Source organism: Nonomuraea sp. NPDC050328 (genome assembly GCF_044459405.1).
Classification (GTDB): Bacteria; Actinomycetota; Actinomycetes; order Streptosporangiales; family Streptosporangiaceae; genus Nonomuraea.
In genome coordinates, this window is record NZ_JBITIW010000001.1 from 241,104 (window position 1) to 263,425 (window position 22,322).

The 22,322-nt window shown below is 71.9% G+C and carries 23 protein-coding genes and 1 riboswitch; of the genes, 6 read left to right on the forward strand and 17 right to left on the reverse strand.

The features are described 5' to 3' along the window. Window positions 1-292 precede the first annotated feature (292 nt). The 11 genes from ACIBG7_RS01100 to ACIBG7_RS01150 all read right to left on the reverse strand — a co-directional run bounded on the left by ACIBG7_RS01100 (window position 293) and on the right by ACIBG7_RS01150 (window position 9,773). The gene (locus ACIBG7_RS01100) at window positions 293-2,044 is read right to left on the reverse strand and encodes a DEAD/DEAH box helicase (RefSeq protein WP_357917721.1); all 1,752 of its coding nucleotides are present in this window, start codon (window positions 2,042-2,044) and stop codon (window positions 293-295) included. 148 nt (window positions 2,045-2,192) lie between these two features. After that, window positions 2,193-2,912, reverse strand: a complete 720-nt coding sequence (locus ACIBG7_RS01105) for a hypothetical protein (RefSeq protein ID WP_357917719.1) — start codon at window positions 2,910-2,912, stop codon at window positions 2,193-2,195. A gap of 103 nt (window positions 2,913-3,015) precedes the next feature. Then, window positions 3,016-4,416: an MFS transporter gene (locus ACIBG7_RS01110; RefSeq protein WP_397334770.1), complete on the reverse strand. Its 1,401-nt coding sequence runs from the start codon at window positions 4,414-4,416 to the stop codon at window positions 3,016-3,018. Between the two features lie 34 nt (window positions 4,417-4,450). Then, window positions 4,451-5,377, reverse strand: coding sequence for a M43 family zinc metalloprotease (locus ACIBG7_RS01115; protein ID WP_397334771.1), 927 nt, complete (start codon window positions 5,375-5,377; stop codon window positions 4,451-4,453). Window positions 5,378-5,454: 77 nt separating this feature from the next. Beyond that, window positions 5,455-5,703: a DUF3039 domain-containing protein gene (locus tag ACIBG7_RS01120; RefSeq protein WP_357917711.1), complete on the reverse strand. Its 249-nt coding sequence runs from the start codon at window positions 5,701-5,703 to the stop codon at window positions 5,455-5,457. Beyond that, complete coding sequence (locus ACIBG7_RS01125) at window positions 5,700-6,587, reverse strand: ABC transporter ATP-binding protein (RefSeq protein ID WP_357917709.1); 888 nt, start codon at window positions 6,585-6,587, stop codon at window positions 5,700-5,702. Before ACIBG7_RS01125 ends, ACIBG7_RS01120 begins: the two co-directional genes overlap by 4 nt. Window positions 6,588-6,590: 3 nt before the next feature. Beyond that, window positions 6,591-7,364 (reverse strand): hypothetical protein, encoded by a 774-nt coding sequence (locus ACIBG7_RS01130; protein ID WP_397334772.1) that lies wholly within the window; start codon window positions 7,362-7,364, stop codon window positions 6,591-6,593. Next, entirely contained in the window at window positions 7,361-8,023 is a 663-nt protein-coding gene (locus ACIBG7_RS01135; protein ID WP_397334773.1) for a hypothetical protein, read from the reverse strand. Before ACIBG7_RS01135 ends, ACIBG7_RS01130 begins: the two co-directional genes overlap by 4 nt. After that, window positions 8,020-8,757 carry a hypothetical protein gene (locus ACIBG7_RS01140; protein WP_397334774.1) on the reverse strand — a complete coding sequence of 246 codons (738 nt, stop codon included), beginning with the start codon at window positions 8,755-8,757 and terminating at the stop codon, window positions 8,020-8,022. Before ACIBG7_RS01140 ends, ACIBG7_RS01135 begins: the two co-directional genes overlap by 4 nt. After that, the gene (locus ACIBG7_RS01145) at window positions 8,741-9,274 is read right to left on the reverse strand and encodes an RNA polymerase sigma factor (protein WP_397334775.1); all 534 of its coding nucleotides are present in this window, start codon (window positions 9,272-9,274) and stop codon (window positions 8,741-8,743) included. The genes ACIBG7_RS01140 and ACIBG7_RS01145 overlap by 17 nt, the downstream gene beginning before the upstream one ends. A gap of 34 nt (window positions 9,275-9,308) precedes the next feature. Continuing rightward, window positions 9,309-9,773, reverse strand: a complete 465-nt coding sequence (locus ACIBG7_RS01150) for a hypothetical protein (RefSeq protein WP_357917695.1) — start codon at window positions 9,771-9,773, stop codon at window positions 9,309-9,311. Between the two features lie 73 nt (window positions 9,774-9,846). Between ACIBG7_RS01150 and ACIBG7_RS01155 the strand changes: the two genes are divergently transcribed. Beyond that, entirely contained in the window at window positions 9,847-11,250 is a 1,404-nt protein-coding gene (locus ACIBG7_RS01155; protein ID WP_397334776.1) for a cellulase family glycosylhydrolase, read from the forward strand. Window positions 11,251-11,309: 59 nt separating this feature from the next. Here the strand turns inward: ACIBG7_RS01155 and ACIBG7_RS01160 are convergent, their stop codons facing one another. Then, on the reverse strand, window positions 11,310-12,893 hold the full coding sequence (locus ACIBG7_RS01160; protein WP_357917689.1) for a DHA2 family efflux MFS transporter permease subunit: 1,584 nt from the start codon (window positions 12,891-12,893) through the stop codon (window positions 11,310-11,312). A gap of 159 nt (window positions 12,894-13,052) precedes the next feature. On the opposite strand from ACIBG7_RS01160, the gene ACIBG7_RS01165 reads away from it, so the two are divergent. Continuing rightward, window positions 13,053-13,670 (forward strand): TetR family transcriptional regulator, encoded by a 618-nt coding sequence (locus ACIBG7_RS01165; RefSeq protein WP_397334777.1) that lies wholly within the window; start codon window positions 13,053-13,055, stop codon window positions 13,668-13,670. On the opposite strand, the gene ACIBG7_RS01170 is transcribed toward ACIBG7_RS01165, so the two are convergent. Beyond that, complete coding sequence (locus ACIBG7_RS01170) at window positions 13,667-14,245, reverse strand: YqgE/AlgH family protein (RefSeq protein ID WP_357917683.1); 579 nt, start codon at window positions 14,243-14,245, stop codon at window positions 13,667-13,669. The two genes, ACIBG7_RS01165 and ACIBG7_RS01170, sit on opposite strands and share 4 nt — an antisense overlap. Before the next feature lie 112 nt (window positions 14,246-14,357). Here ACIBG7_RS01170 and ACIBG7_RS01175 point away from each other — a divergent pair, with 112 nt between their 5' ends. Continuing rightward, entirely contained in the window at window positions 14,358-14,933 is a 576-nt protein-coding gene (locus ACIBG7_RS01175; protein WP_397334778.1) for a hypothetical protein, read from the forward strand. Window positions 14,934-15,011: 78 nt separating this feature from the next. On the opposite strand, the gene ACIBG7_RS01180 is transcribed toward ACIBG7_RS01175, so the two are convergent. The 4 genes from ACIBG7_RS01180 to ACIBG7_RS01195 form a co-directional block, all read right to left on the reverse strand. Continuing rightward, window positions 15,012-16,421, reverse strand: a complete 1,410-nt coding sequence (locus ACIBG7_RS01180) for an NAD-dependent malic enzyme (RefSeq protein WP_357917678.1) — start codon at window positions 16,419-16,421, stop codon at window positions 15,012-15,014. A 58-nt stretch (window positions 16,422-16,479) separates the two neighbouring features. Beyond that, window positions 16,480-17,109: a cytidylate kinase-like family protein gene (locus ACIBG7_RS01185; RefSeq protein WP_357917676.1), complete on the reverse strand. Its 630-nt coding sequence runs from the start codon at window positions 17,107-17,109 to the stop codon at window positions 16,480-16,482. A gap of 415 nt (window positions 17,110-17,524) precedes the next feature. Next, on the reverse strand, window positions 17,525-18,457 hold the full coding sequence (locus tag ACIBG7_RS01190) for a tetratricopeptide repeat protein (protein ID WP_357917673.1): 933 nt from the start codon (window positions 18,455-18,457) through the stop codon (window positions 17,525-17,527). After that, complete coding sequence (locus ACIBG7_RS01195) at window positions 18,441-18,971, reverse strand: MarR family transcriptional regulator (RefSeq protein WP_357917670.1); 531 nt, start codon at window positions 18,969-18,971, stop codon at window positions 18,441-18,443. Before ACIBG7_RS01195 ends, ACIBG7_RS01190 begins: the two co-directional genes overlap by 17 nt. Before the next feature lie 146 nt (window positions 18,972-19,117). Here ACIBG7_RS01195 and ACIBG7_RS01200 point away from each other — a divergent pair, with 146 nt between their 5' ends. The 3 genes from ACIBG7_RS01200 (at window position 19,118) to ACIBG7_RS01210 (ending at window position 22,314) form a co-directional block, all read left to right on the forward strand. After that, window positions 19,118-20,452 carry a hypothetical protein gene (locus tag ACIBG7_RS01200; protein ID WP_357917667.1) on the forward strand — a complete coding sequence of 445 codons (1,335 nt, stop codon included), beginning with the start codon at window positions 19,118-19,120 and terminating at the stop codon, window positions 20,450-20,452. A gap of 119 nt (window positions 20,453-20,571) precedes the next feature. Further along, window positions 20,572-21,231 carry a DUF4230 domain-containing protein gene (locus tag ACIBG7_RS01205; RefSeq protein ID WP_357917664.1) on the forward strand — a complete coding sequence of 220 codons (660 nt, stop codon included), beginning with the start codon at window positions 20,572-20,574 and terminating at the stop codon, window positions 21,229-21,231. Window positions 21,232-21,563: 332 nt separating this feature from the next. Continuing rightward, window positions 21,564-21,661: riboswitch (TPP riboswitch) on the forward strand. Beyond that, complete coding sequence (locus tag ACIBG7_RS01210; RefSeq protein ID WP_357917661.1) at window positions 21,649-22,314, forward strand: TenA family protein; 666 nt, start codon at window positions 21,649-21,651, stop codon at window positions 22,312-22,314. (Overlaps the previous riboswitch by 13 nt.) Window positions 22,315-22,322: the final 8 nt, after the last annotated feature.

Below are 22,322 nucleotides of genomic sequence, written 5' to 3' on the forward strand. Positions count from 1 at the left end.
CCGAGACCTGTGCACGCCGGCACAACCTCCCTGGCGCTCCACGCCCCTCAAGCCGCGACAGCAGATGAGGGCGAAGCCCAACCCCACAGGGCGCCGGCAGGCGCCCCTGCGGGCCGGAGGCGCGTCTCAGGAAGGCGCCCGAGCGGAGCGAGGACCGTCGGGGTGGCGGAGGCGCGTGGAGGTCCAGGCGCCCCACGGGTGGACAGGTGGGGGGCTCTGCCCCCCACGAGAGAACAGTCCGAGCCCGTAGGGCGAAGGCCCATTGAGCAGGCCCGCACCCCCAAAGGGTGGCTTAGCGGGAGCGTTGGGTGGCCCAGGCGCGGATCTTGGCGATGCGTTCCTGGATCTGCTCGGCCGTAGCCTGCGCGATAGGCGGCCCCCCACAAGCCCGCCGAAGCTCCGAGTGGATCACCCCGTGCGGCTGCCCGGTCCGATGGTTCCAAGCACCGACCAGCCCGTTGAGCTCCCGCCGGAGCTCGGCGATCTGCTCGTGCGGCGACAGGGCGACCGGTGCGGCGGCGGGCTGGCTGCGGCGGGCGGCCTGCTGGTCGGCCTGGCGCTTGCGGAGGAGGGTGGCCACCTGGTCGGGCTCCAGGAGCCCGGGCAGGCCGAGGAAGTCCTCCTCCTCGGCCGAGCCGACCTCGGCCCCGGTGCCGAACTCGCCGCCGTCGAACAGGACGCGGTCGAAGGTGGCGTTGGTCTCCATGGTCTCGAACGGCAGCTCGTCGCCGAGGACGTCCGGGTTGTCCTGGCGGCGGTTGGCGTTCTCCAGGAGCGTGTCGTCGAGCCCGTCCTCGGGGGGCCGCTTGTTGAGGACGTGGTCGCGCTCGACCTCCATCTCGTTGGCCAGCCCGAGCAGGTTGGGCACCGAGGGCAGGAAGACGGACGCGGTCTCGCCGCGCTTGCGGGCGCGGACGAAACGGCCGACGGCCTGGGCGAAGAAGAGCGGGGTCTGCGTGGAGGTGGCGTAGACGCCGACGCACAGGCGCGGGATGTCCACGCCTTCGGAGACCATGCGCACCGCGACGAGCCAGCGGTCGGTGGAGGCCGCGAAGGCCTTGATCTTCTTCGAGGCGCCGGGGTCGTCGGACAGGACGATGGTGGCGCTCTCGCCGCAGATGGCGCGCAGGTGCTTGGCGTAGGCCCGCGCGGCCTCGTGGTCGGTGGCGATGACGAGGCCGCCGGCGTCGGGGACGCCCCGCCGTACCTCGGTGAGACGACGGTCGGCGGCGGCCATGACCTGGCGGATCCAGTCGCCCTTGGGGTCGAGGGCGGCCCGCCAGGCCTGGGAGAGCTGGTCCTTGGTGAGCGGCGTGCCGAGGGTGGCGGCGATCTCGTCGCCGGCGCGGGTGCGCCACTTCATCTCGCCGGAGTAGGCCAGGAAGATGACCGGCCGCACGACGCCGTCGTGCAGGGCCGGGCCGTACCCGTAGGAGTAGTCGGCGCGGCTGCGCTTGAAGCCCTCGGCGTCCTCCTCGTAGAGGACGAAGGGGATGGGCGAGTCGTCGGAGCGGAAGGGTGTGCCGGTGAGCTGCAGGCGGCGGGTGGCGGGCTCGAAGGCCTCGCGGATGCCGTCGCCCCAGGACTTGGCGTCGCCGGCGTGGTGGACCTCGTCGAAGATGACGAGGGTCTTGCGGGCCTCGGTGCGGGCGCGGTGCAGCGCCGGGTGCATGGCGACCTGGGCGTAGGTGACCGCGACGCCGATGTAGTCGCGCGAGGTGGCGCCCTGGCTGTTCTTGAACTCGGGGTCGATGCTGATGCCGACCCGCCCGGCGGCGTCGGCCCACTGGCGCTTGAGGTGCTCGGTGGGCGTGACGATGGTGATCGCCTTGATGACGCCGAGGTCGAGCAGCTCGCTGGCGATGCGCAGGGCGTAGGTGGTCTTGCCGGCGCCGGGGGTGGCGACGGTGAGGAAGTCGCGCGGGTGCGTGCGGCTGTAGAGGTCGAAGGCCTCCTGCTGCCAGGCGCGCAGTTTGGGGGCGGTCCCCCAGGCGGCCCGGTCGGGGTAGGAGGGCGACAGATGCGACGCCGCGAAGGTGCTCATCGTTCCACCTCACCGCGTCGGGGCACGTTCACCTCTGTGTCTCGTGTGCTTCGCTCTCTCACAGTGACCCAAGGGTAATCGGCGGCACCGACAAGACGTGCCGTACACCGATGATCCTGGCCAAGGTTCCCCTCGCGTGCTATGAGCGTTATCTGACGCTGTCCATCAGTGTGTCGAGGGCCCTGCGACGAGCCGGATCGTCCGGTTGGAGGAGTCCGACCAGGAGCGCGCCGCCACGTTCGGGAGTGAGAAGTGTCACACGGAGGTAGGCCGGGCGGTTGACCACATCGTCATATTCCGCCCGTACGGCATGCGTGACCGCGCTGTCGGTGACGATGCTCGTCCGGTCGCCTTGCAACAGCAGGGCGGCGTAGTCGGTCGCGAGCGCCTTGAGATCCACCCCGGCCGCCTTCCTGATCATCAGCAGCCCCCCGGCCTCGTCACGGGCGGCGGTGGTGAACCCGGTGACCGGCGGCACCGCGATCTCCCGCCACCCGGCGGGCAACCGTACCCCCACGCCGGAGTGCGGGTCGCTCAGCGCGGCGTCGGGGGCGACCGGCGCGGAGGCGCGCTGGAGCATGACGGCGAAGCCGGCGACCAGTCCCCCGGCCACCACGAGGGCCAGGACGGCGGCCAGGCGGTGCCGCCACCGGCCCCGGCGCCTGCGGTACTGGCGGCTGGGCGCGGTGGGCGTGCCGTGCAGCCGCGCCGAGGGCGGCAGCGACTCCCAGGGGGTCCGCTCGCCGCTCGCCGGTTCGTCGTAATCGAAGCGGTCGGCGGTGCGGCGCAGTTGCGGGTTCCAGGGCGGGTCGTCGTCGTCCCGCTCCGGGGTACGGCGGGGCCAGACGCGTTGGTCGTCGTCCTCCATGACACCTCCCATCCCGAGGTGTACCACTCGGGCGCGAGGCGGTCAGGTGAACCGTGATCGCTGGGACGGCGGTGGCAAATGAGTTCCAGACCCGCCCTGTCTGTCAGTCCTTGACCCGCCCGGCGAGCACGGTGGCCGAGACGCCGATGAGCGCCATCAGCCCGACGATGACCGCGTACCCGGTGGCGATCTGGTCCGGCTCGTGCCCGATGAGGTTGGTCAGCGCGCCGCCGATCCCGACCGCGAGCCCGGATCCGAGCATGTCGGTCACCGACAGCGCCGCCGAGTTGGCCCCCTGCTCGTTGGCGGGCGACTGCTGCATGGCGGTCACGCTGACGGTGGTCATGCCGATGCCCATGCCGAACCCGGCGATGATCCACGCGGGCACCATGATCCATCCGGTCACCCCGGGCAACACCGCGAGGGCGGTCAGCAGCCCGCCGATGGTCACGCAGGCCGCGCCGCGCCGGATCCGCCCGGACGGCTCGGCGGTGCGCCGGCTCTGCAGGTAGGACCCGGTCGACCAGCCGAGCGCGCCGAAGGTGAGCGCGAGCCCCGCGGCGCTGGTGTCGAACTCCTTGTACTCGATGAGCAGCAGCGGGATGTAGGCGTTGACGCCGAAGAAGGCCGCCGACAGCAGCCCGCGCATCATGATCGTGGTCGCCAGCCCCCGGCGGAAGGTGACCGCTCCGGCGGGCAGCAACCGGGGCAGTCCCACGACGAGCAGCACGAGCCCGGCCACCACCCCGGCCCCGCCGAGCACCAGGCTCCGCCCGGAGGCGCCGGGCAGCGCGGTGATGCCGGCGAGCAGCATGGCCGCGCCGCCGGCGGTCGCCGCGGCGGCGAGCGACATCGGCAGCGGGCGCGAGCGCGGCCCGGTGGACGGCTCGCCGGCCGCGCCAGGGGTCTGCCGGAGCGCGGGCAGCAGCATGACCAGGGCGGGCACGACGAGCGGCACGATGCCCCAGAAGACCCAGCGCCAGGACGCCTGGGTGGCGACGATCCCGGCCAGCCCCGGGCCGATCATGGCGGGCAGCACCCAGGCCGCCGACAGCGCCGCGAAGACCTTGGAGCGGGCGTCCGGCGGGTAGACCCGCGCGACCATCACGTAGATCGCCACGACCGCGCCGCCGGCGCCGAGCCCCTGCAGGACGCGGGCGGCGACGAAGATCTCCATGGAGCCGGCGAACCCCGCCAGCGCCATGCCCAGCACGAACAGCAGCACCCCGAGCAGGAACGGGACGCGATGCCCCCGGCGGTCCGACCACAGGCCCGCCACCACGTTGGCGAACAGGCTGGCGATCAGGAAGGCCGAGAAGCTGATCCCGTAGAGGTTGACCGCGCGCAGTTCGACGGACACCTCGGGCATCACGACGCCCACGGACATGCCCTCGAAGGCGATCAGCGTGACGACCAGCAGGATGCCGAGGGTCGCGGTGCGGTACTGAGGACCGAAGATGCGAGGCGGTTGGTACGGAGTGTCGAGAGTCTTCGGTGCTGTCACCAATCCATGGTAGTCGGTGCGATATTTCCGCTCGTCACCGAGCCACGTCGCGGTAGGCGGCCCACATCTCCAGCATCCGCCGCCCCTGGCCGGCGGTGAACTCGGTCATGCACCGGTCGTAGCCGTAGTCCATGTAGTTGTGCACCGGGTCGGCGCCGGGCGCCGGGCAGGTGTCCTTGCCCTGCGGGCAGCCCTCGGTGGGGTCGCGCTCGGCCGGGGTGTCGGTGATGCCGTCGCCCGGCTCGGCGCAGCCGTTTTCGAAGGTGTGGAAGAGGCCGAGCCAGTGCCCGACCTCGTGCACGGCGGTGAAGCCGAGGTCGAAGTTGCGCAGCGAACCGCCCGGCAGGCTGCGCCAGTCGACCACCACGCCGTCGAGCTGGGGCGAGGCCTCGTACCAGTGCGGGTAGGTGGAGAAGCCGAGCACGAGCTCGCGGAGCTGGGCCAGGTAGAGGTTGAGCGTGCTCGGGCCGCCCCGGCGCAGGGCCGCCTTCATCGGGCGCTCGTGGCCCAGCGGGTCGGCGAACCAGTCGGCGCGCCGGACGACCTGGATGCCGTCCAGGCGGAAGCGCACGCCGGTGTCGGCTCCGCCGTACCGGCCGGAGTAGGCGAGGTTGAGGGCGGCGACCTGGGCCTGGACGGCCTGGTCCGGCGGGCGGCGGCGGCCGTCGGTGAGCACGTGGACCCAGGTGGGCACGGTGACGGACGCCGGCGCGGCGCGGCCCGACAGCCGGGTGGCCAGTTCGGCGAGCACGCTGGCGACCTGGCCGGGCTCGGGAGCACGCGGCCCGGGCAGCCGTCCGGGACCCCGCCCGGCCGGCTCCCTCCGCGAGGCGTCAGGCGGCTCGGCGGCGGGCGCGGTGTCCGGGCAGCGAGGTACGGCGGCCTGCGCCGCCCCCACCGGTCCGGCGGGCCACAGGCCCAGCAGGCACACCAGAGCGACGGCGGTCACACGCCGAGCCATGCGGATCCCCCGTTACGGCATGAGCTAGATCATCTACGACGCTAGCCCCATCCCGGGCGATCAGCCGTGAGCAACACTCACTCGTTCGAGTCCTCCCCCTCGGGAAGCCCCTCGTAGATCTCCTTGCACTCGGGGCAGACCGGGAACTTCTTCGGGTCGCGGCTGGGCACCCAGACCTTGCCGCAGAGGGCGCGGATGGGCGTGCCGGTCACCATGGCTTCGGTGATCTTGTTGCGGTCGGCGTAGTGCGCGAACCGCTCGTGGTCGCCGTCCCCGTGCGAGGTCTGCGGGGTGGTTTTCTGGTCTGGGAGGATCTGCGTGCTCATCTTGCTGATTTTATGCCTCCCGCGCTGCGCTCCTCCATCAGGGCGAGATAGCCGTCCTCCAGGGTCGGGCGCAACAACTGGGCGCCTGGGCCGGGTGACGCGGCGGAGACGACGCGGTAGCGCATGCCGCCGCCTTCCGGGAGCGCCGACACGACGGTGCCCGGCGGGGGCGGGCCGGGGGTGGCGAGCGTCCACACCTTGTTGGTGGCGAAGCCGGCCAGCTCGCCCACCTCGCCGGTGAACAGCAGCCGCCCGCGGGCCAGGACCGCCAGGATGCGGCAGGTCTGGGCCACGTCCTCGACGATGTGCGTGCTCAGCAGCACGGTACGGTCCCCCGCGAGCTGGGCCAGCAGGGTGCGGAAGCGGATGCGTTCCTCGGGGTCGAGCCCCGCGGTGGGCTCGTCGACGATGAGCAATCGGGGGTTGGCCAGCAGCGCCTGGGCGATGCCGACGCGGCGCTTCATGCCGCCGGAGAAGCCCTTGAGCCGCCGGTCGGCGTCCTGGGCGAGGGCGACCACCTCCAGCAGCTCGCCGATGCGGCGGCGCCGTACCGGGCGGGAGTCGAGGCCCTTGAGCAGGGCGATGTAGTCGAGGAACTGCCGGGCGGTCAGGTCCGGGTACACGCCGAGGTCCTGCGGCAGGTAGCCGAGGGTGCGCTGGACGGCGAGCAGGCCGGCCGGGGTGGTCGGGTCCTCGCCGCCGATGCGGACGGTCCCCGAGGTGGGCCTGAGCAGGCCGGCCAGGATGCGCATGAGCGTGGTCTTGCCCGCGCCGTTGGCGCCGAGCAGGCCGAACATGCCGGTCGGCACGGTCAGGTCCAGGTGGTCGAGGGCGTTGCCGCGGCCCTTGAAGGTCTTGGTGAGGCCGGAGATCTCGATGCGCATGGGTCACGGCTCCCGTCGGAGGCGGGCCAGGGGCAGGGTGGCCCCGGCGAGGAGGAGGATCAGGGCGATCGACAGCAGGCCGGTGCCGGCGGTGGGATCGGGACGCAGGAAGTTGAGCAACGCGCCCTCGACGGGGACCCTGGTGGTCGAGCCGAAGAGGCCGAGCAGGGCGTACTCGCCGTCGGCGGCGAGCACGGTGTGGGCGAGGTTGGGCATGAGGTCCGGCGGGATCAGGTTGCCCCAGAACCAGTAGGCGGCGAACGCCACCCGGAACACGGTCACCGGCATGACCAGCGGGCCGACCAGGGCCAGCGCGCCGGTGAAGAGCAGGCCCGGCCCCAGCGCGACGACGAAGATCACGATGCTCCAGAGCAGGCCCCCGGGGTCGCCCTCCATGACCGTCCAGACCAGTCCGCGGCCGACCACCATGAGCGCGAGCGGTACCGCGCCGGCCAGGCAGACCCCGGCGAACTTGCCGAGCAGGCGGGCGGTCGCGTCTGCGGGCGTGGCGTCGAGGATGCCGTCGACCCGAAGCGTCCGGTCGCGCACCAGCCGGTCGGCGATGAGGCAGCCGTAGGCGATCATCGGCAGCGTCGCCGTCCACGCCGTCACGTCGGCCATGGCCTGGCGCGGGTCGAGGATCGGGCCGAGGCCGCGGTCCAGGGTGAAGTACCAGTTGATCAGTACGCCCTGGATGGCGAAGACGATGCCGTACACGATCCACAGCGCGGGGCGGCGGATCTGCATGCGGAACTCGTAGCGCAGGGTGGCGATCATTCGCTCTCTCTTCCGAGGAAACGTTCCGCCCTGCCGTACATGAACCAGGCGAGGACGACGAGGGCGAGGCCGAGCGAGAGCAGGGCCAGCCGGTTGGGCAGCCAGTCCGCGGCCGGGACGGCGTTCTCGAACAGCCGCAGGAACCACGGGATGCCCCAGTCGGCGACGAGCTGGATGCCCCAGACGAGCGTGATGACGGTGCCGCCCGCCGCGGCGCTCCGCATCCCCGCGGTGAGGCAGAAGCCGAGGCCGGTCAGGCCGAGCAGGGGCCCGAACCAGGTGAGCTGGGTGAGCGGGTCGCCGCCCCAGCGGTCGGCGTGCCCGGTGAGCACGGCGGTCAGTGTCAGCACCAGCGCGCCGGCCGAGGCCATCGCGACCAGCACGGCCAGCCGCCGGAACAGGGTGCGGCGGAAGCCGCCGGGCAGGCTGTGCAGCAGTTCGGCGGCGTCGTCGCGGACGAGCGAGGCGGCGGCGACGCCCGCGGTCAGCGGGAACGCGCCCTGCAGGAGGCCGAGGATGAACATCCCGGCCAGCCCCTCGCGCAGGTTCAGCGCCGGTCCCAGGACCGCCAGGCCGAGGCCGGTCGCCAGCAGCGCCGGTGGCCCCGCCCAGGCCGCCGGCCCGGCCCGGCGGAGCTCGTGGAGGAGAAGGTCTTTCACGACCCGTGGGTAGCGGGCAGCCTCCTGCGGGGTTCAATCAGGACGGCGAGCGCGAGCATCGCCACGGCCACGGCGTAGGTGAGCGGGTGGGTGCGCCAGCCGGGCGGAAGCCCGGACAGCAGGTGCGTGTGGCTGAGCGCGTACAGCACCCAGGCTCCCAGCGAGACGGCGACCGCCGCCTCGGGGTTCCACTGCACCGACAGGGCCAGACCGATCGCGGCGAGAAGCGTCATCGGCGCCAGCCAGGTGCCGATCAGCTCCCCCAGCGAGTACGGCACGCCGCCCCCGAGCAGGCTGAGCCCGGAGGCGGCCAGCGCCAGCAGCAGGTCGTAGCCGAGCACGAGCAGCACGCGCGCCAGCAGGATCACCCGCGGCGGCGTCGGGGTGGCCGCGACCACCTCGAAGGCCGCGTCGTGCTCGGGGGCGTAGAGCGTGGCCACGCTCGCGCCGGCCACCAGGGGGGCGATCAGGGCCAGCAGCCAGCCGATCGAGTGCGGCTGGAGCGCCATGATCACCACGGCCAGCGCCATCACCGCGGCGCCGGTCACCCAGACCGCGCGGTGCATCAGCCGCGCCTCGGCCAGCAGCAGGTGCCAGGCGCGGCCGAGCCGTGAGCCGCGGCCGAGCTCGACCGGCGTGGTGGCCGCGCGCAGCAGGACGCTGCGGACGATCGCCGGACCGGGTGGCGGCGGGCCGGTCCGCAGGGCGGCGTCCAGGTCAGGAAACTCGCTCATCGAGGCACCCCCTCAGGGTCGCGCGGGCGTGGTGGAGGCGGCTCTTGACCGTCCCCACCGGGATGGCGAGGATCTCGGCGATCTCCTGGTGGCTGAGATCCTCCAGGACCGACAGGGCCAGCACCTCGCGCTGCTGGAGCGGCAGCCGCCGCAGGGCGCGCTGGACCCGTTCCGCGCCCACCGCCGCCTCCTCGGGGCCCGGCTCCGGGTCGGCCAGCTCGTACGGCTCGGCCGGCACGGGCGGCGGCATCAGCCGTAACCGGTTGTGCGCCTGCCGCCGGGCGACGCCGAACAGCCAGGTGCTCGGCGAGGAGCGGCCCTGGAAGCTGTGCGCCGAGCGCCAGACGGCCAGGAGGGTGTCCTGGAGGATCTCCTCGGCCGTGCCCCGGTCCCCGGCCAGCCGGTACAGGAAGCCGAACAGCGGCCCGCCGTACCTCTCGTAGAGCGCGTGCAGGGCGGCGGTGTCCCCCTCGCCGATCGCGGCGAGGAGGGCGGCGTCCGCGCGTGTCGTCTCCATCGACGGGTGGGTAGCGGCGAGCGGGCCGCCGGGTTCACCCGGTCGCGGCTGCCTGGGTCCTGGGCCGGGCCAGCCGCGCCAGCGCGGGGAGCCAGCCCAGCGCGAGGCCCCACAGCAGCCCGGTCAGCACGCCGCCGGCCACGTGGGCGGCGTAGGCGCCGAGGCTCGCGTGCAGCACCTGCGAGGCGACCACCGCCCGCAGCCCGTCGGCCAGCACCGCGCCGAGCACGAACGCGCCCCACACCCCCCAGAACCCGCGCCCGCTACGCCAGACCAGCGCGACCAGCAGCAGTGCGGCGACGGTGTCGGTGAGGAAGAGCAGCCAGCCGGTCTCGCCGAGCGGCCACAGCCGCAGGCCCGGCAGCCCGTACGGCGCGCCGATCGCACCCGGCACGGCGAGGTAGCCGACCCGGGTGAGCAACGTCGTGCCGAAGAGTCCGAAGGCCACCAGGATGAGCGCGGCGACGATCCCGTGCAGGCTATTGCGAACAAGGCTCACGTTCGGCAGGCTAACGGCCAGACTGATCGCGGCGGAAGACCCAGTCCGCCGAAAGATCCCGAGGGAGCGAAGCATGAAGCGTGCGCGACTGCTGGCCGGCGCCCTGACCCTCGTGGTGCTCGCCACGGGCGCGGTCGCCGCCGCCACCCGCCAGGCGCCCGGCCCGGCCCGCTTCGTCACCGACGAGCGCGGGCGCACCCTGCTGCTGCACGGCTTCAACACCGCCAGCAGCGCCAAGAGCACCTCCGACGCGATGCCGGAGCTCACCGAGGCCGACGTCGAGCGGGAGTACCGCGACATGGGCACCAACTTCGTGCGCTTCCTGCTCCAGTGGCGGGCCGTGGAGCCGCGACCAGGCGTCTACGACTCCGAGTACCTCGACAAGGTGGCGGAACGGATCTCCTGGTACGCCGAGCGCGGCTACCACGTCCTGCTCGACATGCACCAGGACCTGTGGGGCCCCGGCATCACCCCCACGGCCGTCGCCGGCAACGGCGCCCCCGCCTGGGCCACCCACCTCGACGGCCTGCCGGTCGCCCAGGACCACTGGACCTGGGAGATGTACTACCTCGAACCCGGCGTCATCCGCGCCTTCGACCACTTCTGGAACACCACCGGCGAGCACCCCGAGCTGATGGAGCACTACGCGGGCGCCTGGCGCGCGGTCGCCGAGCGCTTCAAGGACGAGCCGGCCGTGCTCGGCTACGACCTGATGAACGAGCCGTGGGGCGGCTCGGTGCAGGGCGCGGCCTTCGAGAGCGGCCCGCTGGCCGAGCTCTACCGCAGGTGCGTCGAACGCATCCGGGCCGTCGACAACGACACGTGGATCTTCCTGGAGCCGCAGGCGGTCGGGGTGAACTGGGGCCTGCCCTCGGCCCTGCCCGCCATCGCCGACCCGCGCGAGGGCGAGCCGCGCATCGGGCTGGCGCCGCACCTCTACCCGCTCCCCCTCGACCTCGGCGAGGGCTACGAGGGCGGCTCGCGCGAGTGGACCGACCGCACGCTCGGCTGGTGGAAGGAGAACACGCTCCGGGCCGCCGACCGGATCGGCGGGCCGATCATCCTGGGCGAGTTCGGGCTGGACATGACCAAGCCCGGCGCGGAGGACCTGGTCGAGCGGGTGCTCGACCTGGGCGACGAGCTGGGCATGGGCCGGGCGTACTGGTCGCGCGACCCGGGGCCGTGGGGTCCGTACTCGGAGAAGGGCGAGCCCGGGCCGCTGGTCGCCGTCATGAACCGGGCCTACCCGCGGGCCATCGGCGGCGTGCCGTACCGGATCGAGGCCGGGGAGCGGCGGCTGACGGTGGGCTTCGAGGCCAACGGGAGCGGGCCGACCGAGATCTACCTGCCCGCCGACGAGTACCCGAACGGCGGCAAGGTCACCGGCGGCACCGGCGTCTGGGACGCCGCCCGCCGCGTGCTGACCGTCCAGACGCCCGCCCAGGGCCGCGTCGAGCTGGTCGTCACCCCGGCCTAGACAGCGGTACGGCTCCCGCCTCGGGCAGAGGCGGGAGCCGTACCGGATCGTTCAGGTGATCAGCCGACGTGCACCGGGGCGTCCTCGATCTTGCGACCGGACTTCACCAGCAGGGCGAGGCCCGCGATGACGACCATGACGATGGTGCTCACCGTGAAGGCGGTGTGCATGCCGTCCATGAAGGCGTTGTGCACCGCGTTGAGCAGCGAGTCGGCGACCTGCTGCGGCAGGCTCTTGGTGGCCTCGGGCGGCAGGGTGCCGAAGGCGGCCGCCTTCTCCAGGCCCTCCATCGCGCCGGGCGGCAGCGCCTGCGCGGCCGGGCCGATGTAGCCGGGCAGCTTGTCGGCGATGGTGCTGGACATCACCGCGCCCAGGATGGCGGTGCCGAGGGCGCCGCCGACCTGCATGGCCGACTGCTGCAGACCGCCCGCCGCGCCGGCGAGCTCCATCGGGGCGTTGCCCACGATGATCTCGGTCGCGCCGACGAAGACCGGCGAGAGGCCGAAGGCCAGCAGGAGGAAGGGCAGGCCCGTCTCGATGAACGTGGCGTCCACGCTGAGCTGCGACATAAGGAACATCGAGCCGGCGGTGATGAGCAGGCCGACGGCCATGGTGATCTTCGGGCCCAGCTTGCCGATCAGCACGGCGGCCAGCGGCGAGGCGACGATCATGCCTGCGGACATCGGCAGCATGCGCAGACCGGCGTCGAGCGGGGTCAGGCCGTGCACGCCCTGGAAGAAGAAGCCCAGGAAGAACATCGCGCCGAACATCGCGAAGGCGACCATCATCATCAGGACCGTGCCGATGGAGATGGAGGCGTTCCTGAACAGCGAGAGCGGGATCAGCGGCTCGCGAGCCTTGCTCTGCCAGAAGATGAACGCGGCGGCGAGCACCACCGTGGCGGCGATGAAGCCGAGCGTCTTGCCGTCGCCCCAGCCCCACTCGGGCGCCTTGATGATCGACCAGACCAGCGAGAACATCATGCCGGACAGCAGCACGACGCCCAGCCAGTCGATCTTGCCCAGGATCTCGGAGCGCGGCTCCTTGATGATCATGATGCCCATGACCAGGGCGAGGATGCCGACCGGCACGTTGATGTAGAAGACGGACTGCCAGCTCACGTTCTCGACCAGCAGGCCGCCCAGGATCGGACCGGCGGCGCTGGACAGACCGATGATCGCACCCCACGCGCCCATCGCCTGGCCGAGCTTCTCCTTGGGGAAGCTCGCCCGCAGCAGCGCCAGCGCGGCCGGCTGCAGCAGCGCGCCGAACAGGCCCTGGAGCACCCGGAAGATGATCAGCGCGGTCACGCCGCTGCTGAGCGCGATGGCCAGCGAGCTGACCGCGAAACCGGCGACGCCCACCAGGAAGACCCGCTTGTGACCGAAGATGTCACCCAGCTTGCCGGCGGTGATCAGGAAGACCGCCAGCGCGAGCAGGTAGCCGTTGGTCACCCACTGCATGTCCGACAGGGTCGCGTTCAGCTCCGCGCCCATCACCGGTGCGGCGATGCCCATGACGGTGCCGTCGAGCATCACCATGATCACACCGAGACAGACCGCGAGCAGCGTCAGCCACGGATTCCCCACCTGTTGAGGTCGGCCCTCGGCCGGTGCCAGTTGCACCGCCTTCGCCTGAGCCATTGAACTTCCCCCTCAGCTCTACACACCCCAACCTGGGGTATTCATCCCTTAAGCCTCAGGTAATGTATGTCAGCCGATGACAGATGACAAATGGGTTTTAAATTTCACATCGTGACTTCTGTCATAGTGTGACAGCAAGGTAGCGAGGGAGTGGCCACGGTGGGTCTGCGGGAACGCAAGAAGGAGAAGACGCGCCTCGCGCTTCTCGACGCGGCGCTCGACCTGTTCCTCGAACAAGGATACGAGGCGACCACCATCGAGCAGATCGCGGGGGTGGTCGAAGTGTCCTCCCGTACCTTCTTCCGCTACTTCGCCAGCAAGGAGCACCTCGCGCTGTGGTTCCACGACCACTCCGAGGAGGTCATGCAGGCCGAGCTGAGCGCGCGCCCGCTGGACGAGCCGCCCTTCACCTCGCTCGTGCACGCGTTGCGCGCGACACTGCGCGACATGGCGGAGTCAACGCCGGACGACACGGAACGCTTCCTCAAACTGCGCAAACTTTACGACAGCACCCCGGTCCTGGTCGGCCGGTCGGTGGCCCGGGGCGCGGAGACCGAGCAACGGCTGGCCGCCGAGATCGCCCGCCGCACCGGACGCGGCGACGACGACCGGCTCCCCCACCTGATGGTCGCCTTCGCCATGGCCTCGATGCGCGTCGGCTTCGAGTGCCCGATCAACGAGATCACGGACCTGCGCGAGCTGGTCGCCCGCATGAACAGCACCCTCGACCTGGTCCAACGCTCGCTGGTGCCCGGCTGGGACCTGGCCCGCGGCTAGTTCATCGTCGGATCGTCGGGACAGGTCGCCACGAAGGCCAGCTCCCCCGGCTGGCGGCGCAGCACCCGCCGCCACAACGTGGCCGGATCGGTGTGGAAGGTGTCGTCCATCTCCGCGTCGACCACGTACCACGCGCCCTCGGCGATCTCGCTCTCCAACTGCCCCGAGCTCCACCCGGCGTAGCCCGCGAAGATCCGCATCTGCGCGATCTCCCCGCGCAGGATCTCGGGCGGCGCGTCGAGGTCCACCGTGCCGAGCCGCGACACCGACGGCGCGCCCGCGTGCAGCCGCCGCCAGCCCAGCGGCTCCTGGCCGCTCGGCACCGCCGCCAGCGCCAGCGCGCTGTCGGTCTGGACCGGGCCGCCCTCGAACAGCACCGAAGGACCGGTCACCAGCGAGTCCCAGACCGGGAGCACCTGGGTGACGGAGATCTCGCTGGGGCGGTTGAGCACCACGCCGAGAGTGCCGCCGTCGCGGTCGTGTTCCAGGACCAGCACCACGCTACGCCGGAAGTTGGGGTCGTCGAGCACCGGCGTCGCCACCAGCAGCCCACCGACGTAGATCGCCTCCGCCATACCTCCATCATGAGGGGTGATCGCGCTTCCTGCTGCCCCGGAGCAGCGATGTTACTTTCTGTGATGGGTGGGGACGCTATGGAGCAAAGATCACATCTCGGGGGCATGTCACATGATTTCCAGAAGGCTGGCCTGGTCGGCCCTGCCGGTCGGCGCCGCGATCCTCTTCCCTGTGGCCGCGTGGGCCTGGCCGGCACCGCCCGATCCGGGTGACCCGTTCATCATGAGCGTGAGTGAGGTCAACTGCGCCAAGGGCCAGGTCAAGGTGACGCTCCGCAACCAGACCCGGCAGGCCGCCCGCTACGACCTGCAGCTCGACTCCAGCAGCTTCGCCAACGGCTCGATCGCCGCGCTCAAGTCCGTGACCCGCAGCGTGCGCGTGCCCAAGGGGGGCGCGGTGGAGATCGAGGCCTTCTCGGTCACCGACTCCGAGCCCAACACGCTCGTCGACTCCCAGCGGGTGCGCAACGACTGCCGCTATCGCGACCACGACCGTGACCGCGACCATGGCTGGGGGTACGGCCGGCGCCTGCCGTACACCGGGCCGCCCGCCGACCTGATGGGCAAGCTGGCCACCGGCGCCGCGCTGGTGCTGACCGGGGGGATCGCCTGGGGGCTCAGCTTGATGTGGCCCAAGGACGCGCCCAGCGGGCCCGGCCTCGGCCGCCGCCGGCCCATCCGCTTCTGACCCGCGGCCTCCCTTCCGAGACCCGGCCCACGGCGCGCTCAGCCCCGCGCGGCCGTCGGGCCGGCGGGACAGGGCGCCTCAGGCCTCGGTGAAGCCCCTGGCCTTGCCTCCCGCGGCCTCGCGGACCGCGGCGGCCACGACGGTCGAGACGTCCGGGTGGAAGACGCTGGGGATGATGTAGTTGGGCCCGAGCTCCTCGGGCGTGACCACCGCGGCCAGCGCGCGGGCGGCGGCCAGCAGCATCTCCTCGGTCACCCCGACCGCCTGCGCGTCGAGCAGCCCGCGGAAGACGCCGGGGAAGGCCAGCACGTTGTTGATCTGGTTGGGGTAGTCGGACCGCCCGGTCGCCACCACGGCCGCGTGCTCGCGGGCGTCGTCGGGCGACACCTCGGGCTCGGGGTTGGCCAGCGCGAACACGACCGACCCGGGAGCCATGGTGGCGATGTCGTCGCCGGTGAGGATGCCCGGCGCCGAGACGCCGATGAAGACGTCGGAGCCCTTGACCGCGCCCCGCAGGTCGCCGGAGTAGCCCTCGCTGTTGGTGTGGTCGGCGATCCAGCGCAGCGAGTCGTCGAGGTCCTCCCGGCCCTGGTGAACCGCGCCCAGGTAGTCGCAGACGACCACGTTGCGCGCCCCGGCGGCCAGCAGCAGCCGCAGCACGGCGGTGCCGGCGGCGCCCGCGCCCGCCATGGTGATGCGCACGTCCGGCAGCGCCTTGTCGACCACGCGCAGGGCGTTGGTCAGCGCGGCCAGCACGCAGATGGCGGTGCCGTGCTGGTCGTCGTGGAAGACCGGGATGTCGAGCAGCTCGCGCAGCCGGCGCTCGACCTCGAAGCAGCGCGGCGCGGAGATGTCCTCCAGGTTGATGCCGCCGAAGCCGGGCGCGATGACCTGGACGGTGCGGACGATCTCGTCGACGTCCTGGGTGTCGAGACAGATCGGCCAGGCGTCGATGCCGGCGAACCGCTTGAACAGCGCGGCCTTGCCCTCCATGACCGGCAGCGCGGCCGCCGGGCCGATGTTGCCCAGGCCGAGCACGGCCGAGCCGTCGGTGACGACCGCGACGCTGTTGCGCTTGATGGTCAGGCGGCGCGCGTCCTCCGGGTTGCGCGCGATGGCCATCGAGACCCGCGCGACGCCCGGCGTGTAGGCCATCGAGAGCTCGTCACGGTTGCGCAGCGGCACCTTCGACTTCATCTCGATCTTGCCGCCGAGGTGCATCAGGAAGGTGCGGTCGGAGACCTTGTGGATGACCACGTTCTCCAGGGCGTCGAGCGAGTCGACGATCGCCTGGGCGTGATCGGTGTCGCGGGCCGCACAGGTGACGTCGATGCGGAGCTTCTCGTGCCCCGCGTTGGTGACGTCGAGCGCGGTGACCACACCTCCTGCCGACTCTACGGCGTGAGTGAGCTGGCTGACGGCCTTGCCGCCCGCCGGCACCTCGAGCCGGACGGTGATGGAGTACGACACACTCGGGACGGTGGCCACGTCAATCCGCTCCTTTGCGCCTGACCGGGGAATGCCCTCCATGGTAGGGGGCTCCAGCTCAGTCCAGCGCCTGCGCGGCGGTCACGATCAGGTCCACGCATGCCGGGACCGGGATGCTGGTGCTGTCCAGGACCAGGTGGTACAGGCACGGATCGGCGGCGTCGGTGCGATAGAAGTGCCGTACGTAGGCGGCGCGGGCGCGGTCGTTGTCCTCGATCAGCTTGCGGGCCTCGCGCTCGGTGACCCCGGCGAAGGCGGCGGTCTGGAGCACCCTTCGGCGTAGCGGGCCGTCCAGCCTTACGTGCAGGGCGCCCGGGTGGTCGGCCAGGACCACGGCGCCGGCGCGGCCCAGGAACACGCCGCCCCGGTTGGTGGCGGACTCCTTGAGCATGCGTTCGGTGCGGGTGACGAACTCCTCCGGGGCCAGGGGGAGGACGCCCGGGACGTACATGTCCACGCCGCCGAAGGTGACCGTCGGGAGTCGCATCGCGCCGGCCAGGAGGCGGCCCAGGCCGTGTTCCGCTCGGTCGTCGTGGGCGAGGGCCTCTTCGAGGGTGCAGCCGAGCTCTTCGGCTACGGCGCTGGGGATCGCTCGGTCCACGAACGGCACGTCCAGGCGTTCGGCTACGGCGGGGCCTATGACGCTGCCCGCTGTGCCGTATGTCGCCGAGATCGTCACGACCCGCATATGTCCAGGTTAACCCTGGGGTGGGGGTATTCCTAGGCTTCGGGGCGTTTGACCGCCTCCCCCGCCTTTCCCCTGGAGAGGCCACCGTCCTTCCGCTGCCCGCCGTCCCATATTCGGGAGGCAGTCACCGTCCTCCCGCCGCACAGGAGCACCACCCACCGCACGGGTTGGGCGCCGCATCGGTGCCCCCTGGAGGCGGCACCGGCCTCCGCCGTCTCCCCCTTTCCTTGAAGAGGGTCACCGTCCTCCCGCCGCACAGGAGCACGGACCGTCGCACGGGCTGGCCGCCGCATCGGTGCCCCCTCCCTGGAGGCGGCACCGACTTCCCGTCGCGCGGGTTGGCCGCCGCGTTGGTTGGAGGGTGGCGGGTCAGGCCCCGGGTCGGTGGGGTGGGGCCTGACGCGGCGGGCGGGGATTAGAAGAGGGCGCTGGCGAGGGCGCGGCGGGCCTTGGCCAGGGCGGGGTCGTCGGAGGGCAGGGCGTCGAAGAGGCCGAGGAGGTGCTTGCGCACCCGGTCACGGTCGTCCCCGGAGGTGCGCTTGACGACGGCGACCAGGCGGGCGAACGCCTCGTCCACCGAGCCGGACAACATCTCCAGGTCGGCCGCGAGCAGGGCGGCGTCGAGGTCGGCGGGGTCGGCCAGGCGGCGCTGGACGTCGGCCGGGTCGGCGTCGGCGGTGCGCTGGATGAGCCCCACCCCGGCCAGCCCCATCCGGGCGTCCTCGTCGGCCGGGTTGCGGGCCAGCAGCCGCTGGTAGGCGGCCGCGGCCGCGTCGAGGTCACCTTGGTCGATGGCCTGCTCGGCGGCGGCGAGGTCGGGGTCGAGCGGCGCCTCCTCCGGCGCCGGGGCGTCGTCGTCGAACTGCGGCCGCAGCGAGGGGTTGGCCTCGTAGAACTGCTCGATCGCCCCCATGAGCTCGTCCACCCAGCGCCGCACCTCGGGCTCGGGCAGCACCTGCTGGAATCCGGTCACCGGCTGGCCCTGGAAGATGGCCAGCACCGTCGGCACCGCCTGCACCCGCAACGCCGCCACGATCTGCGGGTTGAGGTCGACGTTGACCTTCGCCAGTACGGCGCGGCCGCCCAGCTCGCCGACGACCTTCTCCAGCACCGGGCCGAGCTGCGCGCTGGCCTGCGAGCGCGGGGACCACAGGTCGAGGATGACCGGCACGCTCATCGAGCGGTCGACCACATCGGTGGTGAAGCTCTCCTCGGTCACGTCCACGGTCGACGCCGAAGACGCCTGCGGACCTGCCGCCTCACGCCGGGCCTGCGCCTCCAGAGCCTGCTTCCTGGCGCCCAGATCGATCGCTCCGTAGAGCGATCCGGGCCTAGAGATGTCCGCCATGCTCCTCATCTTGCCGCATGGCGAAGTCACCCGCCGCCACCCGCAGGGTGCGGAGCAGGTCGAACATCTGGCTGAGGTCGGCTTCGCCGTACGCGCCCATGCCGAAGTCGGCGGCCATGAGGTCGGCGGTGGACTGGCGGACGACGTCCCGGCCACGGTCGGTGATCTCGGCGAGGACGCCGCGGCCGTCGCGCGGGTTGCGCAGGCGGCGCACCAGTCCGGCCCGCTCCAGCCGGTCCACCGTGTTGGTGACGCTGGTGGGATGGACCATGAGCCGCTCACCGATCTTGGACAGGGGGAGCGCGCCGGTTCTGCTGAAGGTCAAGAGCACCAGCGCCTCGTACCGGGCGAAGGTCAAGTCATAGGGCTTGAGCAGTGCGTCCAATTGCGACAGCAGGATCTGGTGCGCTCTCATGATCGAGGTCACGGCGGCCATGGCGGAAGAGGGGCCGAAGTGCACCCTCCAGGTGTCCGCGGCTCGTTCGATGGGATCGAAGGGCAGGTTGAGCGACACAGCGCTACGGTAGCGCCTGATTTGGGCAGCTACGGAGCGCGACGGCTTGACCAAGAATCGGGACGCCAAACATCACGCTCAGTTATGGTTCTCGCACAGGGGGTCACCTACCGGGGGGTAGTTGATGTATGTCAACAGGGCTCGGCGTGCGTGAGCACGCCGGCGTGACGCGCGAGGAGCTCAAGCACAGCGCGCTGGTGACCGTCGCGGTCCTCATGGCCGTGGGGCTGGTCGCGGCGTGGAGCGTGCTGATTCCGGGCGTCGACGCATGGGAGAACATCGTCGTGGCGGTGATCGGGTCGCTGCGGCTGACCGGTCCGGTCGCCGCGGCGTTCGCCGCCTGGGTGGCGCTGCGCAAGCGGCGGGCGCTGCGGGGGCGGTCGGTCGGCGCGTGGCGGGCGCTCAAGGCGCCGCTGGCCATCGTGGTGGTCGTCGCCGGCGCGTTCGGGGCGACGGTACTGGTGCTGGCGGTCAAGACCGTCCTCACCGAGCAGGCCGGGCGGGTCAGCGTGCCGGGGCTGGCCATGGGCATGGCGGGGCTGGCGCTCTACGCGATGATCGGCTGGGTCATCGGCTGGCTGCTGCCGCACGGCTGGACGCCGGCGCTGACCGGGCTGGCCTCGTACGTGGTCTTCAGCTGGCTGGCGCCGGCCAGCACCTGGCTCGACCGGCTGACGCCGGGCACGGGCGAGCCGTACGACCTGTTCCAGGGGTTGAGCGCGGCGGCCTTCCTCGACCAGACGTTGTGGCTGCTCGGGGTGACCGCGACGATCCTGCTCGGCTGGGCGGCCTGGGTGACGCGCCAGCGGCTGGCGCTCGCCGCGGCGCTGGTGGCGGTGCTGGTCGCCGGGGTCGGCGTGGCCCGGCTGCTGTCGCAGGGCGCTTCGGACGAGCACGCCTCGATCGCCTACGCCTGCCAGGACTGGCCGATCACGGTCTGCGTGCACCCGGGCATGCGCGGCGGGCTGACCGAGCTGTCGGCGGCCTTCACCAAGGTCGCCTCGCGGCTGTCGGGCACGCCGGCCGCCTTCACCCGCGTCGAGCAGCGCCCGCTGGACAGCGAGCTCAAGGCGGGCTCGGGCGTGGTGCCGATCCACATGGCGGACCTGTCGCCCGGCTTCGCCGAGCAGGCGGTCGGCGCCTACGTCGAGGGCCTGGCGGCCCGGTGCGAGCGCGAGACCGGCGCGGGCTACCGCGAGATCGTGGTGGCGTGGCTGCTGGGCGAGCCGCTGCCGGGCGGGCCGCTGCCCGAGCACCAGTCGGCCGCGGCCTGGTTCTCCGGCCTCAGCGAGCACCAGCGGCGCGGCTGGCTGCGGATGTTCTACAACGACTTCCAGTCGTGCCGCCTGTCGGCGCGGCACTTCGGCGGCGAGCCCGCCGCGATGGCCGGACGGGCGCGGCCCAACCCGGGCGTGGTGCAGCTCTACCCGGTCCGCCAGAACGCCACCGTCACGGGCGTGTCCTGGCCCGGCACCCGCTGAGCGTACGGCGCGGCCTGCCGTACGCCGTGGAGCCTTCCGGGGTGACCGTGGCGGGCGCGCGACTCACTTCTCACCCCCCGGACGCCATGATCGCCTGGCGAGGGGGTAGAGAGAGGCCCATGAAAACGACTCCCATGGCGCTCGGGTCCCGGCGCCGCCGGTGGAGATATATCGCCCTCGCCTTAGTGCTGCTCGCCCTGGCCGTGGTGGGCGTCCGGCTGGTCTGGTCGTGGGCCGACCCCTTCGGCGAGCAGACGGTGGACCGCAGCCAGCCGGTGCTGCTGCAGTCCATCCACAACCTGAGCCGCTTCGAGGCGGCCACCGGCAGCTTCCAGGTCGTGGTGGACCTGGAGAAGGACGCCAACTTCCTGCCCGACGCGATCAAGGGCTCGCGCACGCTCTTCGTGGGCGCCGGGAACGTCGACGCCTACGTCGACTTCTCGGGACTGGCGAAGGACGCGGTGACGGTCAACCAGGACCGCACCCAGGCGACGATCAAGATCCCGCGGGCGCAACTGGAGAAGCCGAACCTGGACAACTCGCGCTCCTACGTCTTCGCCCAGCAGCGCGGCTTCGTCGACCGGGTGTCGGACTTCCTCGCCGGCTCCCCGCCCGACCAGCGCGAGCTCTACACCCTCGCGGAGAAGAAGATCAACGAGGCGGCCCTGGCCAGCGACCTGCGCAACCGCGCCGACACCAACACCAAGCTCATGCTGGAGGGCCTGCTGAAGTCGCTCGGCTTCACCAAGGTCAGCGTCACCTTCACCGACGGAGCCTGAGGCCGCGGCTCCCCCTGCGGGAGCAGGGAACCGTACCTAGGCGTCACCCGTACGGGCTAGGACCGCTCACCGCCTCCCGGATAAGGCATCTGCCTCATGCGGGAGGCCATGGCTTAGCGCGAAGCTTGAAGCATGTTCAACGACATTCACTTCCTCGCCGCCAAGCACCAGCTTGAAGAGATGCGCCGGGACGCGGCGATCGAGCGGCAGCTCCGCAAGCTGCCCCGCTTCCCTCGTTTCGGCCGCCCGTAAGCTGGGAATCGACCCCGCCGGGTTCGCCCAGCTCCCGCGGAGACTCCTCCGCGAGCACTGATCGGTCGTCTAGTAGAGTCGCGCATGACGCGGGGTGCCCGGAATGTCCGGGCTGAGAACAGACCCGTCGAACCTGCCCTAGTTAGCACTAGCGAAGGGACCGTCATGTTCAGCGACGACGTCTGGGCACGGACCGCCAAGCTGCTCGAGGCCATCCACGAGCACCCGTTCAACACCGCGCTCGGCGAGGGCACCCTCGACCGCGAGCGCTTCGCCTTCTACATCGTCCAGGACGCGCGCTACCTGGAGGCGTTCTCCCGCGCGCTGGCGACGCTGGCCGTACGCGCGGCCGACCCGGACGAGATGGCCTTCTGGGCGCAGAGCGCGCACGGGGCCATCGCCGCCGAGCGCACCCTGCACGCCGGCTACATCGAGGAGTACGGGCTGACCGAGGCCGACCTGGCCGGCGTCGCCACCTCGCCCACCGCGCTGGCCTACTCCTCCTGGCTGCAGGCCACCGCGCTGTCGGCGCCCTACGAGGTGCTGGCCGCCGCGGTGCTGCCCTGCTTCTGGGTCTACCAGGACGTCGGCCAGTCGCTGGTACGGCGGAGCACCCCGAGCCACCCCTACCGCGCCTGGATCGCCACCTACGCCGACCCGGCCTTCGAGGCCTCGGTCACCCAGGCGCGCCTGATCACCGACCGGGCCGCGCTGAGCGGCGACACCGGCGCGATGACGGCCGCCTTCGTCCGGGCCACCGAGTTCGAGTACCTCTTCTGGGACAGCGCGTGGCGCCTGGAGACCTGGCCCACGGCCCAGTGGCTGTCCTGACCCGGCGC

What these genes read in the sequence shown, in the direction of transcription:
- ACIBG7_RS01100 (WP_357917721.1), bottom strand. Translation starts at nt 2,044, where the DNA reads ATGAGCACCTTCGCGGCGTCGCATCTGTCGCCCTCCTACCCCGACCGG.
- ACIBG7_RS01105 (WP_357917719.1), bottom strand. Translation starts at nt 2,912, where the DNA reads ATGGAGGACGACGACCAACGCGTCTGGCCCCGCCGTACCCCGGAGCGG.
- ACIBG7_RS01115 (WP_397334771.1), bottom strand. Translation starts at nt 5,377, where the DNA reads ATGGCTCGGCGTGTGACCGCCGTCGCTCTGGTGTGCCTGCTGGGCCTG.
- ACIBG7_RS01120 (WP_357917711.1), bottom strand. Translation starts at nt 5,703, where the DNA reads ATGAGCACGCAGATCCTCCCAGACCAGAAAACCACCCCGCAGACCTCG.
- ACIBG7_RS01125 (WP_357917709.1), bottom strand. Translation starts at nt 6,587, where the DNA reads ATGCGCATCGAGATCTCCGGCCTCACCAAGACCTTCAAGGGCCGCGGC.
- ACIBG7_RS01130 (WP_397334772.1), bottom strand. Translation starts at nt 7,364, where the DNA reads ATGATCGCCACCCTGCGCTACGAGTTCCGCATGCAGATCCGCCGCCCC.
- ACIBG7_RS01140 (WP_397334774.1), bottom strand. Translation starts at nt 8,757, where the DNA reads ATGAGCGAGTTTCCTGACCTGGACGCCGCCCTGCGGACCGGCCCGCCG.
- ACIBG7_RS01145 (WP_397334775.1), bottom strand. Translation starts at nt 9,274, where the DNA reads ATGGAGACGACACGCGCGGACGCCGCCCTCCTCGCCGCGATCGGCGAG.
- ACIBG7_RS01155 (WP_397334776.1), top strand. Translation starts at nt 9,847, where the DNA reads ATGAAGCGTGCGCGACTGCTGGCCGGCGCCCTGACCCTCGTGGTGCTC.
- ACIBG7_RS01160 (WP_357917689.1), bottom strand. Translation starts at nt 12,893, where the DNA reads ATGGCTCAGGCGAAGGCGGTGCAACTGGCACCGGCCGAGGGCCGACCT.
- ACIBG7_RS01170 (WP_357917683.1), bottom strand. Translation starts at nt 14,245, where the DNA reads ATGGCGGAGGCGATCTACGTCGGTGGGCTGCTGGTGGCGACGCCGGTG.
- ACIBG7_RS01175 (WP_397334778.1), top strand. Translation starts at nt 14,358, where the DNA reads ATGATTTCCAGAAGGCTGGCCTGGTCGGCCCTGCCGGTCGGCGCCGCG.
- ACIBG7_RS01185 (WP_357917676.1), bottom strand. Translation starts at nt 17,109, where the DNA reads ATGCGGGTCGTGACGATCTCGGCGACATACGGCACAGCGGGCAGCGTC.
- ACIBG7_RS01190 (WP_357917673.1), bottom strand. Translation starts at nt 18,457, where the DNA reads ATGGCGGACATCTCTAGGCCCGGATCGCTCTACGGAGCGATCGATCTG.
- ACIBG7_RS01205 (WP_357917664.1), top strand. Translation starts at nt 20,572, where the DNA reads ATGAAAACGACTCCCATGGCGCTCGGGTCCCGGCGCCGCCGGTGGAGA.
- ACIBG7_RS01210 (WP_357917661.1), top strand. Translation starts at nt 21,649, where the DNA reads ATGTTCAGCGACGACGTCTGGGCACGGACCGCCAAGCTGCTCGAGGCC.